Here is a 15,347-nt window from a genome sequence, read left to right on the forward strand (position 1 = left end):
GGATGGCGGCGGACAAGAAATTGACGATGCGCAAAGGTGCCGACGCGTCTTTTGACATACATCACTGCGCTAGCGCAAGCCGCGACACTACACTGACTTTCCATACCTGCACGGCACGGCGGACGGCGGGACGAAGCTGGATCCCTCTGTCACCGAAAACCTGAGCGGCCCACATATCCCGCCAGGCCGCGACATTGGGCGGGTCGAGCCCCATAGCTAAGGCACTACGCCTGCGAGGCCGCGCACCGATGGAGCATGCCTTTGCAAATCGCAATCGAACTCACCATACGCGCGGGTGGCCTCCTGCTCATCACGGCGCTTTGTCATGGACTGGCGCACCGGCTGCAGTTTTCCGATTCGTTTGGACTGACGGGCGCAGGGCTGTTTCTCGGCCTGTGCTATCTGGCGTTGCAGCACTTCTTTCCAGACTTCACGGCATCGACTGTCGAGCCGTTCCTGACGCCGTCATTCCCGCCTGAAGCGTATCTCTGGCTTTTTCTTCCGCCCATTCTGTTCGAGGCAGCGCTCAAGGTCGACACGCGGCAACTACTGCGCGACCTGGCGCCCGTCCTCACGCTCGCGATCGGCGCCGTCGCGGCCACGGCGGCTGCCGTCGGACTTGCCGCCTGGCTGACCAGCGGAGAAAATCTGATCGTTTGTCTGTTGCTCGGCGCGATCGTCAGCACGACCGATCCTTCGACCGTGATCGCGCTGTTTCGCATCAACCGCGCGCCAGCGCGGCTGATCAAACTCGTCGAGGGCGAAAGCCTGTTGAACGATGCAGCCGCCATCGCGATCACCACCACGGTGACAGGCGTGCTCGTTCTCGCGCCGTCGACGGCACATGCCGTCGGTCATCCGCTGCTCGGCTTCCTTGCTTCGCTGCTCGGCGGATGTGCGCTCGGCGCGTGCGCCGGATCGTTGTTCGCGTGGATTTCGCAGATCCTGCGCAGTCCGCCGTTTTCCGAGTATGCGCTGTCGCTCGCATTGCCGACCCTGCTCTATCCCGCTGCCGAACTCTGGCTTCATGTCTCCGGCGTCGCCGCCGTCGTGTGCGCGGGCCTCGCGGCCAACTGGCTGATGAGAGCGTGCCGCCCCAAGGCGAGCCTGATACGTTTTCGCCACCTGTGGGAACACCAGGCCGGCCTCGCCTCCGCCGCCGTTTTTCTGCTCGCTTCCGCCCGCGCGCCCGATCTGCTAGACAAGCTGCGCCTCCATGATGTCGCAATATTGTGTCTCGCACTGGCCGCCGCCGTCGCGAGCCGGTTCGGCATCCTGACGATATGCGTGCCGCTGCTGAGCCGTATCGGCATCTGCAAGCCATTGCCCCGCGCGCATCAACTTCTGATCGCCTGGGGCGGCGTGCGTGGCCCCGTGACGCTCACGCTGGCGTTGTGCGTGGCGCGCGAATCCGCGCTGTCGCCCGAAACGCGCCACTTCGCCGCGACCATGGCGACGGGCTTCGTGGTGCTCAATCTGCTGTGCAACGGGCTGACGCTTGGGCGTCTCGGACGATGGCTCGGCGTGGTTCGGCCGGCGCGGCAGGGCAAGCAGTCGGTCCTTGATCATCCGTAGCGGAGGAAGTGCTCGATCACAGTCCATTTGTCGAAGCAGTGCGCGCGGTGGAAGCAGTACTGGGTCACTACAACCGGGGCACACTTCAGGTCTTCCGTTGCAAACGCCGATGTCGATCTATCTGCAGGCGAATCTGCCGCCTGCGTCGTGATCCAGAAAGCGTGTTTCAACGATCGTCCGTTCAGGGCTTCTTGCGCGCCTGCGCTTCGATCAGTTGCAGCAACGCCTTCACCGGCTCGCTCAAATGGTGCGGGGCGCGATGCACGAGGCCGACATCGCGATGAAACGTGTGATGCCCGAGATCGACCGCGCGCACTTGCGCGGGCCAGCGCCGATATGTCGCCGTCTGCGGCACGATCGCCACGCCGACGCCGTTTTCCACCAGCCTGACAATGGCTTCCAGTTCGTCGAGCTCGCACACTTCGCGCACGGTGAAGTGCATGCGGCGCAGGAAACGGTCCACTTGCCGCCCGCCGAACGACGCGCGGTCGTAGCGAATGAACGGCTGGTCCGCCAGCAGTTCCGCCCAGTTCGCTCCCTTCACGCCGCGCGGCACGATGAGTCGGAACGGCTCTTGCGCGAGCGTCGTCCAGCGCAGATCGCTCTGGAACGAAAACGGCGGGCGAATGATCGCGGCGATATCGATCTCACCGGCATCGACCAGATTGACGAGTTCCATCGACACGCCGGGAATCACACGCGTCGTGCATCCCGGGCATTGCGCGTGAAACCGCGCCAATGCATCGGGCAGCAACGAGCGCTGCACCGACGCAATCGCACCGACCGTCACGCGCACGGTGGCCGCCGGGCCTGCTGCCGTCGAACTGAGGTTGTTGTAAAGCCGGACCACTTCCTGCGCCTGCACGAGTATCTGCTGACCGGTCGCGTTCAAACGCGCCGTTCGCCCTTCGCGGTCGAACAATGCAACGCCCATTTCCGCTTCCAGCCGTTGCATCTGCGCGCTGACGGCCGCCTGGGTCAGACCGATCCGGTGGCCGGCAGCGGCGAAGGTGCCTTCCTGGGCAACGGCAATCAGTGTTTTCAGCTCACGGAGCATTGATAAATTCTGTTTGTGTTTGACGAAATTATATATTGATTATATTTTTCAATTCCGCCGCGTACCATGTGCGGTCTGCGAGCGCCCCACATGGAGAAAACCGTGAGCCTTTCCCCTTTTCATCTGGCCATTCCCGTCTACGACCTTCCCGCCGCGCGCGACTTTTACGGACGCGTGTTCGGTCTCGAAGAGGGCCGCTCCAGCGCGCAATGGGTCGACTTCAATTTCTTCGGCCATCAACTGGTGATTCACGAGCATCCCAGGACGGCGTCGCAAGAGAGCGTGCACAGCAATCCCGTCGATGGTCACGATGTGCCCGTGCCGCACTTCGGCGTCGTGCTCGGATGGGATCAATGGGAAGCGCTTGCGGAACGGTTGAAGTCGTTCGGCACGAAGTTCGTGATCGAGCCATATATCCGCTTTCAGGGGCAAGTCGGCGAGCAGGCGACTATGTTCCTGTTCGATCCGTGCGGCAACGCCCTGGAGTTCAAGGCGTTCAAGGATATCGGTCAGTTGTTTGCGAAGTGACGCACGCCGTGAAGCGAAATGCGACGCCTGAGGCGCGCCGCTTCACGGCAAGTTCTCGCGCAGCACCATGCTGAACGCGCGTCGTGCGTGTCAGCCCTCCAGCTTCGACATCACCGCCGTGGCGGGATCGTACTGATAGCCTTTCTGCGCGAGTTGCTGGGTCATCGTCGCGCCGATCAGCTTCTTCTGCGCTTCCCTGAACACCAGTTCGTGGTCGGGCTTGAGACGCTCCAGCTCGAACGAGAGCCTGCGCAACAACGCAACTTCACCGGTGCTGCGCGCGTCGATGAAGAGGATTTTTTCGTTCGCCTGGTCGAGCCGCTGCTTGATGTCCTTCGCGTAGGTCACCCATTGCTCGGCGTTCGCGCGAAGCTCGTTGTAGGCCTTCGCGTGAGCCTTGGCCTGCGCCGCGATCTGGCGTTGCAAGGACGCGAGTTCTTCCGCGACATCCGTTCCGCCCGACACGTCGCCGCCTTGTGCGCCTTGCGCGCCTTTCATCGACGCCGGCTCGCGCGGGCGCTCGGCCTGACGTTGCGCCAGTTCGGCTGCGCGCTGTTCCGCTGCATCCGCGCGCTCCTTCGCGTCGAACGCGTCTTGCGTCGCGCGCGCCAGTTCGGCGCTGGCCGCTGTCTGCGATTCGCTCATCGCGCTGATCTGCGCGCGGGCTTCGTCCAGTTCGCGCGTGACGCGCTGCAGCTCGTCGCGCTGCGTCGACGCGTTGTCGTTTCTCGCTGCGGCCGCCTCGCGCTCGGACAAAAGACGCTGCGCCGATTCCGCTGCCTGCCGCTCGGCTGCATCCGCCCGTTCCTTCGCCGCCGATGCGTCCTGTGCGAGCCGCGCCAGTTCCGCGTTGGCCGACGCTTGCGCGTCGGTCAGCGTGCTGATCTGTTTGCGGGCTTCGTCGAGTTGCGACGACGCTTCGCTGTTGCGCGCGGCGGCGGCTTCCCGTTCCGCTGCGAGACTTTGTTCCAGTTGCGCGGCACGATGCCCGGCTGCGTCCGCCGCTTCTTTTGCAGCGGATGCTTCTTGCGTGAGCCGCGACAGCTCGGCGTTTGCAACGGACTGCGCATCCGTCAACGCGGCCGCGTGTTTGCGCGCCTCGTCGCGTTCTGCTGCGAGCCTTTGTTCGGCCGCTTCCGCGCGGTTCGCCGCCTCGGATGCGTCTTGCGTCACCTGCGCCAGCTTGGCGGCTGCTTCCGTTTGCGACTCGGTCAACGCGTCGATCTGCTTGCGCGCTTCGTCGAGCTCGCGCGTGACGCGTTGCAGCTCATCCGCTTGAGCCGACGCTTCGGCGCTTCGAGCCGCCGCTGTCTCGCGCTCCGCAGCGAGGTCTCGTCCGAGCTGGGCTGACAGCTGCGCGGCTGCATCTGCACGGCGCCTCTCGGCCGATGCGTCTTGCGTCATCTGCGCCAGTTCAGCGGCGGCGGCCGTTTGCGACTCGGTCAGCGCGCTGATCTGACTGCGGGCCTCTTCGAGTTCGCGCGTGACGCGTTGCAATTCGTCGAACTGAGCGGATGCTTCGCTGTTACGCGCCACGGCTGCTTCGCGCGCGACGGCGAGACTTTCGTCTAGCTGGACGGCGCGCTGTTCGGCGGCTTCGGCCCGCTGTTTCGTAGCCTCGGCTTCCTGCCTGGCGCTCGCCAGTTCAGCGTTCGCCGCCGTTTGCGACTCGGTCAGCGTAGCGATCTGGGTTTGCGCTGCTTCGAGTTCCTGCGTGACGCGCTGCAATTCGTTGCTGCGCGCCGCCGATGCTTCCCGCTCGCTCGCGAGGTTCTGCTCCAGTTCGGTTGCGCGCTGCTCGGCGGTTTCGGCCCTTTGCTTCGCGGCGGCCGAGTCTTGTGACAACGCGTCGATCCGTGAGCGCGCTTCGTCCAGTTCGCGCGCGACACGCTGCCGTTCGTCGCTTTGCGCCGCCGTGGCCTCGCGCTCCGCCGCCAGGCTCTGCTCCAGTTCCGCCGCTCGCTGTCCTGCCGACTCCGCGCGTTGCCTTGCGGACGATGCCTCTTCCGTGACCCGCGCCAGTTCGGCGCTCGCGGCCGCGTGCGCCTCGTTCAGCGCGTTGATCTGCGTGCGGGCTTCTTCCAGTTCGGCCCTGGCACGCTGAAGCTCGTCGCTCTGCGCCGCCGTCGTCTCGCGCTCGACCGTCAGGCTCTGCTCGAGTTGCGACGCGCGCTGCTCCGCTGCGTCGGCACGTTCTTTCGCGGCGAAGCCTTCTTGCGAAACCCGCGCCAGTTCGGCGTTCGCAGCCGTCTGCGCGTCGCTCAGCATATCGGCGCGCGTGCGTGTTTCTTCCAGTTCGCGGGAGACGCGCTGCAACTCTTCGCGCTGCGCCGCCGTGGCCTCGCGTTCGACTGTCAGGCTCTGGTCCAGTTGCGCTGCGCGCTGCTCCGCCGCGTCGGCACGTTCGGTCGCGGCAGAGGCGTCCTGCGTCGCGCGCGCCAGTTCGGCTGCCGCCAGCGCGTGCGCGTCGGTCAGCGCGCCGATCTGCGCTCGGGATTCGTCCAGTTCGCGTGCGACGCGCTCCAGTTGGGCACGCTGCTCGGCAAGGTCGGCGGCATGTTCCAGCGCGGCGTCGCGTTCCGCCGCAAGCGCGTTGCGGGTCTCGCTCAACTCCGCCTCGACCGATGCGAGCCGCGCCGTGCTCTCGTTCGCCTGCGCCGCCGCTGCGTCGGCGCGCGCCACTGCCGCAGCCGCTTCCTGAGACACGCGCTCGGCCTCTTCCGACTTCGCCTGGCAAGCCTCGTCCAGGGTCGCGATCTGCCGGCGCGCATCGTCGCGCTCCCGCCCAAGCCGCGCGATCTCTTCGTTCTTGCCCGAAACCGTCGCGGCGAGCCATTCGTTTGCCCGGTGCTGATCCTCCAGTGCGTTCTGGATCGCCGTGAGCTTCGCTTCATCCGCCGATGCGCGCTCGGTCAGGTTCTGGACGTTCGCCTCGGCGGCTTGTGCGCGCGCGCTCACTGTTTCGAAGTCTGCGCGAACCTGCGCGGCAGACTCCTGCAACGCCTGGAGGTCGTGGCGCAGCCTGTCCAGCCGCTCGCGCCCCGTCGCGGCTTCTTCGCCCGTCTGCTGATACGCGGCAAGCGCCTCGTCACGCTCCCTGCGCACGACATCGAGCTGCTGGCTCGCCGCGCCCAGGCCTTCGCTGAGCAGCCGTCCGGCGTCGTCCTGCGAAGCGGTCCAGATGCGGCGCGCGGCTTCCATCACGGTTTCCGCCAGTTCGCCCGGCAACGCCTTTTGCGCCTGCGTTTCCGGTGCCGGCGGCTGCGGCTCGCGCGTCTCGCGCCAGCGTTGCAGCGCGGCGGCGACGGCGACGATCGAACCGCTGCGAACCTCCGCCCAGATCGTGACGGGGGAAACCAGACGGCCTTCTTCGGTCATGCGGTCTGCAATGGCTGCGACCTGCTCATCAGTCATGGTGGTGTCGGTGTCGGTGGACATATGCGCCTCGAGAATCAACTTGCCAGGCGAAAGACAAAATTTTCGATACGTTACTACGATCGGCGGCCTCCGCGACGGAAGAAACGTGCCAATGCTCATCCAGCAAGCATTTGACGGACGATGCAGACGCCCGGCCCGCCGAGCCGTGATTTTGACAGCAGGCATCGGCGGGACGGGCGATGGCCTTGCTGCGACAGTCGTCAGAACCCGTACGGCAGCGCGCAACGGGCGTTCGACGCAGCCGCGGGGCGTATGTCCGCGCGCCATCCCCGCCGGCAGGCGAAGCGCGCGCGGGAAATTTGATCGCGTGCAAGATCGCTTTCCCCTGTGCGACAATACGAATAGTTCTCATTTAGTAGTTTCATTTTTGCTTACCGGGCTCGTCCGGAAGACCGCGCATGCCGGCAGACAATCTCTCGTTGCGTCTCGAGGTCGAAGACCTCTACGTCGCCCATCATGGCTGGCTTCATACGTGGTTGCGGCGCAAGCTGGGATGCGCGCATCGGGCGGCCGACCTTGCGCACGACACCTTCATGCGCCTGCTCGCGCGCGACGAGCCGCTTGAACTGCTTGAACCGCGCGCCTTCCTCACGACGGTCGCGCAACGCGTCCTCGCGAATCACTGGCGACGTGAGCAGATCGAGCGTGCCTATCTCGATGCGCTCGCACGGGTGCCGGAGCCGCTCGCGCCGTCGCCTGAAGAACGTGCCGTGCTGCTCGAAACATTGTGCGAGATCGACGCGTTGCTCGACGGGCTGCCCGTAGCCGTCAAACGCGCATTCCTGATGGCGCAACTGGACGGCGCGACGCAGACGGAAATTGCCGCCACGCTGCGGATTTCCCTCGCGACGGTGAAGCGCTATCTGCTGAAAGCGGCCGCGCAATGCTTCTTCGCGATGACACTGGAGTGAATGCGTGAGTATCGGCACGCCTCCTGGCATCGCTCCCGATGTCGCGCGCCGCGCGGTCGAATGGTGGCTCGATCTGCAGTCCGGCGACATCACCGACTCGCAACGACGCGCGTTCGAATGCTGGCGTGCCGAACACGCCGATCACGATCGCGCCTGGCGGCACATCCAGTCGGTGAGCCAACGTCTTCAGACACTCAATGAAAGCCCGGCTGCAAGTGCCGCGCGCGCCGCGTTGACGCGTCCGCGTTCGCCCGCACGGCGCGCCGGCGTCAAGACGCTCGTGCTGCTCTTCTTTGCGGGCGGGACAGCCTGGCTTGCCCGCGATCAGATTGCGTGGCGCGGCTGGAGCGCGGATCTGCGCACGGGCACGGGCGAGCAGCGCAATGTGACGCTCGCTGACGGCACGCGGCTCATGCTCGATACCGCGAGCGCCGTCGACGTCCGCTTCTCGGACACGGAGCGCCGCATCGTTCTGCTGCGCGGCGAAATCATGGTCGTCACGGGACATGACGACGGTCCCGCGCCTCGTCCGTTTGTCGCGCAGACGGCACAAGGTGTCTCGATACCGCTCGGCACGCGCTTCTCGCTCAGACAGGAGCCGTCGATGACGCGGCTCGATGTCTTCGAAGGCGCGGTCAAAGTCGAACCGGGGCGCGCGCCGGGCGCGTCGAAGGTCGTGCATGCAGGCGAGCGCATGCGCTTCAGCGCCACGCAAATCATGCCGATCGAAGCGGCGAGCGCCGATACGGCCGCATGGACACAAGGCATGCTGGTGGCGAGCAACATGCGTCTGGGCGACTTCCTGTCGGAACTCGGGCGCTACCGGGACGGCTACCTGCGCTGCGATCCTTCGATCGCGGATTTCCGTCTGTCGGGCACCTTTCCGCTATCGGACACGGACCGCGTGCTCAAGACGCTTGCGACCACGCTGCCTGTCGAGGTGGAGTACGTCACGCGCTATTGGGTGACGGTGAAGCCAGCGCGCTAAACAATTTTCGTCGCTATTGAGCTGTTTTCGATTCTCGCGGGACAAGGCAGATGAGAACACCAGATCATCTACCTCGTCGAGCTTCGTAAAACATGGGACTTTCTGCAAGAGCCTGCGCCAATACCGCCGAATTTAAGTCACGTGGTCGCGGGTATCACGGGCGGCACATCATCGGTATCGCGACGGCAACGATCTTCGCGGGCATTGCGTCTCACGCCGTAGCCGCCGTTGCCGCCGCCACTTCCGCTACTTCCGCCGCCGATGCAACGCAGACGGCCCAGGCCGCGCCGCGCAAGTCTTTCGACATCGCCGCCGGGCCGCTCGAAAACGCGCTCAGCCAGTATGGCCAGCAAGCGCGAATCATGCTGTCGTATCCGAGCACGCTCACCGCGAACCGCCATAGTGCGGGCCTGCATGGCGACTACGATACCCAGCAGGGGCTTGCGCGTCTGCTGCGCGGCACAGGGCTGTCGTCCGTCCAGCAGACCAACGGCAGCTACACGCTGGTCGAAGATGCAAGCAATGTCGAGCTCGACGACAGCGCCGTGTTGCCCACCGTCAAGGTCGCGGCGACAGGCATTCGCGCCGGCAGTTACCGGCCGCCTCCCGAGGCGAATGTCACGCGCTCCGACATTCCTGTCATCGATACGCCGCAGGCCATCAATATCGTGCCCCAACAAGTGCTGCGCGATCAGCGCCCGCGCAATCTCGACGACGCACTCGCCAACGTCAGCGGCATCGTCCAGGGCAACACGCTGGCGGGCACGCAGGACACGCTGCTCAAACGCGGCTTCGGCGGCAACCGCGACGGCTCGATCATGCACAACGGCATGCCGCTCGTGCAGGGCCGAGGTCTCAACGCCGCAGCCGACAGCGTCGAAGTGCTCAAGGGACCGTCATCGCTGCTCTACGGCATCATGGACCCGGGCGGCGTCGTCAACGTGGTGAGCAAGCAGCCGTTGCTCACGCCTTATCACGCCGTCTCGGCGCTCGGTTCGACCTACGGCCACGGCCGCAACGGCGCGGACGGCACGCTCGATCTGACCGGGCCAATCGGTGATTCGGGCCTTGCATACCGGCTCGTCGTCGATCAGATCGACGAACAATACTGGCGCAACTTTGGCGAACATCGCGAGACGCTCGTCGCGCCTTCGCTGGCCTGGTACGGACGCGATACACAGGTGGTACTGTCGTACGAGTATCGCAAGTTCCTCTATCCGTTCGATCGCGGAACCGCTCTCGATCCAAAGACCAACGAGCCGCTGGCCATCCCCGCGCGCGAGCGGCTCGACGAGCCGTTCAATGAAATGGACGGCGAGTCGCATCTCGCGCAACTGACCGTCGATCATCAGATCGATGCAAACTGGAAGGCGCATTTCGGCTACAGCTACAACCGCGAAACGTACGACGCCGGCCAGTTGCGCGTGCAAGGTGTCAACAGCACGACGGGCGTGCTCTCGCGCAGCAACGACGCGACGCACGGTGCGCTCAGCACCGACAGCTACGCGATCGCCTATATCGATGGACATTTCACGGTGGCGGGTTTGCGCAACGACCTGCAGGTGGGTGTCGACGACGAATACCGTCGCATCTATCGCAAGGACCTGTTGCGGCAGGCGACGAAGTACACGTTCAACTATCTGCACCCCGTCTATGGCCTCGAAAGCCCGTCGACCACCGTATCCGCCAGCGACAGCGACCAGACCGATACGTTGCACGACGCGTCCGTGTTCTTTCAGGACAGTCTGCATCTGACCGACAAATGGATACTCGTCGGCGGCGCACGCTTTCTGTCGTACAACCAGGTCGCGGGACGCGGCCGACCGTTCCATGTGAACACCGATCTGAACGGCACCAAATGGCTGCCGCGCGCGGGGCTCGTCTACAAGTGGACCGATTACGTCTCGCTGTACGGCAGCTACACGCAGTCGCTCAAGCCGACGTCGACGATCGCACCGCTCAGTACGGGCGTGGTGATCGACTCATCGGTGCTGCCTGAAGAAGCGACCTCGTGGGAAGTCGGGGCGAAAGTGGCGATGCCCGCCGGCCTGACGGGCACGCTCGCGTTATTCAACATCGACAAGTCGAACGTGCTGGTGTCGCAGTACAACGACACGACCAAACAAACCGACTGGCGAACCTCAGGCAAGGCACGCTCGCGCGGCGTCGAGCTCGATGTCGCCGGGCAGATCGGCCAACGCTGGAGCGTCATTGCGAGCTACGCGTACATCGACGCGAAGACCACGCAAGACCCGCTATATGCGGGCAACCGGCTATGGAATGTCGCGCAGCATACGGCGTCGCTCGCTGCCGTCTACGATTTCGGCGCGATCTTCGGCGGCGATCAGTTGCGCGTCGGCGCGGGCGCGCACTATGTCGGCGAGCGGCCCGGCGATTCCGCCAACAGCTTCACTCTGCCCGCCTATACCGTCGCCGATGCGTTCGCGAACTACAACACGAAATGGAACGGACACAATGTGTCGTTCCAGTTGAATGTGAAGAACCTCTTCAACAAGACGTATTACCCGTCCAGCGCGAATCGCTATTTCGTGGCGGTCGGCGATGCGCGGCAGGTGTCGCTTCTGTCGACGCTCGAATTCTGAACCCGGCCACGAGGAACTCGCAATGAAACGCAATCGAACGGCCACGATCGATCACACGCGACGTCACGCGCTTTCTTCGCTGCTCGGTTTCGCGGCTGCCGCACTGTTACCGTCGGTCGCTCGCGCCAATGACCAGGGCACGCAGAAAAGTATCGTGATGGTCGTGCAACTGCACGGCCCCAACCTCGCAACTGATCAGCGCATCGCCGCGCGTCTCGACGCACGCGGCTATGCCGTTCAACTCGTCGATCAGGATTTCCGCCCCGAACTCGCGCGCGACGCGAGTCTGATCGTCATCTCGTCGACGGTGTCGTCGAAGGATGTATCGCCGGGATGGCGCACGCTACCCGTGCCGCTCGTCACCTGGGAAAACGATCTGCTCGACGATCTCGCGATGAGCGGCAAGCGCCATGATGTCGATTTCGGCGAGACAGAAAAAGAGCGTTACTTGTGGCTGGTGAATGCGCCACATCCGATTGCTGCGGGTTTGCCGGCAGGCGTCGTCAATGTGTATGGAAAGCAGGCGGCGATGAGTTGGGGCAGGCCGGGCCTCGGCGCATCCATTATCGCGAGCGTTTATGGTCAGCCCGAGAAGGCTGCAATTTTTGCCTACGAAACGGGGGCGACAATGGACTACGAAACGCTCGCGCCCGCCCGGCGCGTGATGTTCTTCATGAGCAACGACAGCTTCGCGAACCTCTCGCAGTCGGGCCAGCAATTGTTCGATGCCGCAATAGACTGGGCCATCAAACGTTAGACATGCACCGCCCGGCTGCTCGCTGTTCTATCAGTGGTGTTCGAACAGCTTGCTATCGCTCATGCCTTTCGCCGGCGATCCCGACTGCGAAAAATTCAACGGTATCGTTCCGTAGTCGCTTGCTGATTGGGGCGCAGCGGTGGACGCGTTCGCGTCGTAGTCGGGATAGTGCACCTTCGATTGATGCAGCGTGCCGTCTTCCCCGGCTTGCACAATTTGCGCCTTCACTTCGGCGCGGGTTGTAGCTGCATTCGAATCGATCTTCGCATACGAGATTGCGGGCATTAACAGCACGCCGGTCAGCATCGCGATGGTGATTGAGGTTTTCATCGAACTCTCCTTCCTTGATGAGCGGGTTCAAAAGATGCCCGTTCAGATTAGGCCCAAAAGACTTAACGGTTCCTTATTCGCTCGCGGCGATTTCAACCGTTGGGCATCAGGTTTGCGACGATTAGATTATTGGCGAGCGCGAATGACCATAGTCTGGCCGCTCGATTACCAATTTGTTATCTGCAAGGAAGGCCACCGGGTTGAAGCTGACTAAGGTGTCGGTCAGTGACGGACGTTCGGCTGTATACGAAGCGTCAACCGGTGGATTGACGTTCGGACAAGATAGATTGGTGGCGTGCTGTCAGATGCGTCGGACGCATCAGAAGCAATAGTGTCAGAAGCGGCAGGCACACGAAACTGTGTGCCCGGCGCTTTCGTATCGCTGACTATCGCGGCGGCCTGCCTAGAACTGCATCGTCGCGCTAGCCACTGCCGTGCGCGTCGCGGACGGGCTAACGTAGTAGCCCCACGCAGTCGTCCAGTAACGGCGATTCAAGAGGTTGTTGATACCCGCGCGGAACGTCACTTCCTTCCCCGCAATACGCGTTTCATACTTGCCGCTCAGATCGAACACGGTATATGCCGGCACGAATTGCGTGTTGGCGGCGTCCACGGCCATATCGCTGACATAGCGGCCGCCGAATGCCAGCGTAAGGCGACGCATGTACGACGGGTTGTATTCGACACGGCCCGTCACCGTCCATCGCGGCGCGCCATAGATGCGCTTGCCTTCGATGGTCGGATCGTCGATATCGACGGCCTTGGTATCGAGCCACATCACGCCGCCCATCACGCGCCAGTCGCTGGCGAGCTGAAGCCAGCCGCTCGCGTCGACGCCCGTATAACGCTTGGTGCCGTCCTGAACGAAAATGTTGGCGGAGTTCGTGTAGTTGTAGCCCTGATCGACGCGGAACAGCGCCAGATTCGCGCCCCACTTGCTGCGATCCGTCTTGAAGCCCACTTCGTACTGCTTGCTGCGCAGCGGACCAAATGTCGCCGGGTAGTTGAGGTTGGTGTTCGCAGCCGAACCGCCTTGCTCGAGCGACTGGACATAGCTGACATAGAGCGTCGAATACGGGTCCGTCTTGTACATCAACGCCACAGTCGGCGTCACGGGCGACGCGCTGTAGTTCGCCGTGGTCGCGCCCGTCGGGTCGTAGGTGAACTGATGGAACTGCGTATAGCGCAAGCCGAGCAGCGCCGAAATGCGCGGCGTGAACTGCACGGTGTCGCTCGCATAGAGCGCGGCCTGTGTCGTGCGGGACCGCCTGTAGAGGTTCTCGCCGATATGCACGTCCGCATTGGTCAGGAACGTGCTGCTATAGATGTTACCGACGCCGAGACTATACCCGTCGTTCCAGCCTTCGCTGTTGTCGTACTCGGTGACTTGCGATTGGTATCCTGCACCGAACACGACATCGTGCTTGACGCTGCCCGTGTTGAACTTGCCTTCCACCATTGCATCGACGTTCTGATAGAAGTATCGCGTCATCGCCGCATACAGCGTGTTGGAGTAGTTGCCGGCCGTGTCGTACACGTACAGCAGACTGTCCGAGTTCGTGCGGTTTTCCTTCGCGAAGCGGTACTTCACGCTCGCGTGCCAGTTCTCCGAGAGACGGTAGTCGAGACCCGTTCCGAACGAAGCCATCTCGACCTGGTAGTAGTTCTGCGGCTGCGACAGGTCGTGCGTCACCTTGCTCGCGTCAGGAATGCCGCCCGCGTCCGAGCCGAACATCAGGCCGAAGATCGTGCCTTCCTGCTTACGCTTCGTGTAGAACGCGTCGACCGACCAGGTCAGGTCCGGCGTGATGCGGAAGTCCAGAGCCGCCGACGCCACCTGGCGTCGCAGATGACCGTTCGCCTCGGCCGTATTGCCTTCTTCGTTGACGAGGTTGAAGCGGTAACCGAAGCGGTCATCCGTGCCGAAGCGGCCGCCGACGTCGAGCTTCTCGCTGAACACACCCGCCGACTGATACCCCACCGAAAAGCTGCGATACGGCGTGGCGGTCGGACGTTTCAGGACGTAATTGACGATACCGCCCGGCGAGCCAAATCCGTACATGAAGCCGGACAGCCCTTTCAGCAGTTCCACCTGCTCGAACGGCTCAAGCGCGAGATCGGCATCCCACGACGGAAAGCTCTGACCATCGACCTTGATGCTGTTGAGCGTGTCGATCGGCAGGCCGCGCACGTTGAACATCGAGTTTTCGCCGACGGCGTTGGTGCTCGTGATCGATACTGCGGGGTCGTACTGGAACAGGTCGTTGGCCGTGTTGGCGAACCGATCCTGCGCCTCTTCGCTCGTCACGACGTGCGTCGAAAAAGGCGTGTCGACCTGCTTGAGCGTGCCGAGCGCGCCAGCACTGATCTTGTCGGGCTGCGCCCCATCGCTATCCGCCGACGCCTTGACACTGACGGTTGGCAGCGTCGCGTCTGCGGCAACGGCGTCCTCCGCGTGAACGCGCGACGATGCAGCGGATAGCGCAATCCCGACGCTGATGAGCAGCGCTGCGCCGAGTACCGGCTGGTAACGGGAAATACGGTGAGAAGACAGCGCGTGGTGGTCAGACTTCAGAATCTTCATTCGTTGTTATGGCAGGCGGGTTACGAAACACCTGATGTAAACGGTGGCGAAATTTCGGGTGAATGGTAATGACAACGATTCGCAATTGCAATTGAATTTGCCCGGCCAGGACACATAGTCGTCGCCGCACCACAGTGTTTTTCGCGCGCAGCGTTGGCGCTTACGCCCACTGGTGGCGGCTCTCGAGCAGGTAAGCCACGTTTCTTACCCAATCTATCAAATGCGAGTCATTCGCATTTACGAAAAATATGTGGCATAGTGGAGCGACGTGCGTGTTTGTCACCTCCAGCACACCCTGCGACACCTGACATCCGATGGCGGGCACCGTGTTTTCGTCACCGTTGGCCGTGCGGCATTGTTCGGAGTACAAACTGTTATGGCTTGTCGTGTCCGTGCGCCCGTGACAGTCGGGCGATGTATGTCCAGACCCGTTGATGGGACACAGGGAGCGAAATGATGAACGTCTGGTTCAACGGCAGGAATACGCAGGCCGACCGGCGATGCGGCAGCGCCGGACGATATATCCGCCGCGCCGCCGGATTCACTATCGTGGGCGCCGGTGCGGTTATCGGCATG

The 15,347-nt window shown here is 63.3% G+C and carries 10 protein-coding genes; 6 read left to right on the top strand and 4 right to left on the bottom strand.

Annotation, left to right across the window (positions count from 1 at the left end; translation table 11 throughout):
• Positions 1–255: 255 nt before the first annotated feature.
• Positions 256–1,575, top strand: coding sequence for a cation:proton antiporter (locus tag KFO72_RS13980; protein WP_225032378.1), 1,320 nt, complete (start codon positions 256–258; stop codon positions 1,573–1,575).
• Positions 1,576–1,756: 181 nt separating this feature from the next.
• On the opposite strand, the gene KFO72_RS13985 is transcribed toward KFO72_RS13980, so the two are convergent.
• Positions 1,757–2,632: a LysR family transcriptional regulator gene (locus KFO72_RS13985; RefSeq protein ID WP_054933082.1), complete on the bottom strand. Its 876-nt coding sequence runs from the start codon at positions 2,630–2,632 to the stop codon at positions 1,757–1,759.
• Between the two features lie 102 nt (positions 2,633–2,734).
• Between KFO72_RS13985 and KFO72_RS13990 the strand changes: the two genes are divergently transcribed.
• Complete coding sequence (locus tag KFO72_RS13990) at positions 2,735–3,160, top strand: VOC family protein (protein WP_054933131.1); 426 nt, start codon at positions 2,735–2,737, stop codon at positions 3,158–3,160.
• Between the two features lie 90 nt (positions 3,161–3,250).
• Here KFO72_RS13990 and KFO72_RS13995 read toward each other — a convergent pair whose 3' ends face one another.
• Entirely contained in the window at positions 3,251–6,598 is a 3,348-nt protein-coding gene (locus KFO72_RS13995; protein WP_225032379.1) for a DNA-binding protein, read from the bottom strand.
• Positions 6,599–6,996: 398 nt separating this feature from the next.
• On the opposite strand from KFO72_RS13995, the gene KFO72_RS14000 reads away from it, so the two are divergent.
• From KFO72_RS14000 to KFO72_RS14015, 4 genes are all read left to right on the top strand, one after another.
• On the top strand, positions 6,997–7,509 hold the full coding sequence (locus KFO72_RS14000) for a sigma-70 family RNA polymerase sigma factor (RefSeq protein WP_225032380.1): 513 nt from the start codon (positions 6,997–6,999) through the stop codon (positions 7,507–7,509).
• Positions 7,510–7,513: 4 nt separating this feature from the next.
• Positions 7,514–8,497, top strand: coding sequence for a FecR domain-containing protein (locus KFO72_RS14005; protein ID WP_225032381.1), 984 nt, complete (start codon positions 7,514–7,516; stop codon positions 8,495–8,497).
• Between the two features lie 92 nt (positions 8,498–8,589).
• Positions 8,590–11,100, top strand: a complete 2,511-nt coding sequence (locus KFO72_RS14010; RefSeq protein ID WP_225032382.1) for a TonB-dependent siderophore receptor — start codon at positions 8,590–8,592, stop codon at positions 11,098–11,100.
• A 22-nt stretch (positions 11,101–11,122) separates the two neighbouring features.
• Complete coding sequence (locus KFO72_RS14015) at positions 11,123–11,857, top strand: hypothetical protein (RefSeq protein WP_225032383.1); 735 nt, start codon at positions 11,123–11,125, stop codon at positions 11,855–11,857.
• A gap of 30 nt (positions 11,858–11,887) precedes the next feature.
• Here KFO72_RS14015 and KFO72_RS14020 read toward each other — a convergent pair whose 3' ends face one another.
• A complete protein-coding gene (locus KFO72_RS14020; RefSeq protein ID WP_060604382.1) occupies positions 11,888–12,187 on the bottom strand; it encodes a DUF4148 domain-containing protein in 300 nt (99 codons plus the stop codon).
• A gap of 403 nt (positions 12,188–12,590) precedes the next feature.
• On the bottom strand, positions 12,591–14,771 hold the full coding sequence (locus KFO72_RS14025; RefSeq protein ID WP_225032384.1) for a TonB-dependent siderophore receptor: 2,181 nt from the start codon (positions 14,769–14,771) through the stop codon (positions 12,591–12,593).
• Positions 14,772–15,347: the final 576 nt, after the last annotated feature.

Source organism: Paraburkholderia sp. XV, assembly GCF_020177535.1.
In the GTDB taxonomy this organism is placed as follows: Bacteria; Pseudomonadota; Gammaproteobacteria; order Burkholderiales; family Burkholderiaceae; genus Paraburkholderia; species Paraburkholderia caribensis.

Bases quoted from the DNA above. Each gene is read 5' to 3' on its own strand.
- KFO72_RS13980 (WP_225032378.1), top strand. From the start codon at position 256: ATGCCTTTGCAAATCGCAATCGAACTCACCATACGCGCGGGTGGCCTC.
- KFO72_RS13985 (WP_054933082.1), bottom strand. From the start codon at position 2,632: ATGCTCCGTGAGCTGAAAACACTGATTGCCGTTGCCCAGGAAGGCACC.
- KFO72_RS13995 (WP_225032379.1), bottom strand. From the start codon at position 6,598: ATGTCCACCGACACCGACACCACCATGACTGATGAGCAGGTCGCAGCC.
- KFO72_RS14000 (WP_225032380.1), top strand. From the start codon at position 6,997: ATGCCGGCAGACAATCTCTCGTTGCGTCTCGAGGTCGAAGACCTCTAC.
- KFO72_RS14010 (WP_225032382.1), top strand. From the start codon at position 8,590: ATGGGACTTTCTGCAAGAGCCTGCGCCAATACCGCCGAATTTAAGTCA.
- KFO72_RS14015 (WP_225032383.1), top strand. From the start codon at position 11,123: ATGAAACGCAATCGAACGGCCACGATCGATCACACGCGACGTCACGCG.
- KFO72_RS14020 (WP_060604382.1), bottom strand. From the start codon at position 12,187: ATGAAAACCTCAATCACCATCGCGATGCTGACCGGCGTGCTGTTAATG.
- KFO72_RS14025 (WP_225032384.1), bottom strand. From the start codon at position 14,771: ATGAAGATTCTGAAGTCTGACCACCACGCGCTGTCTTCTCACCGTATT.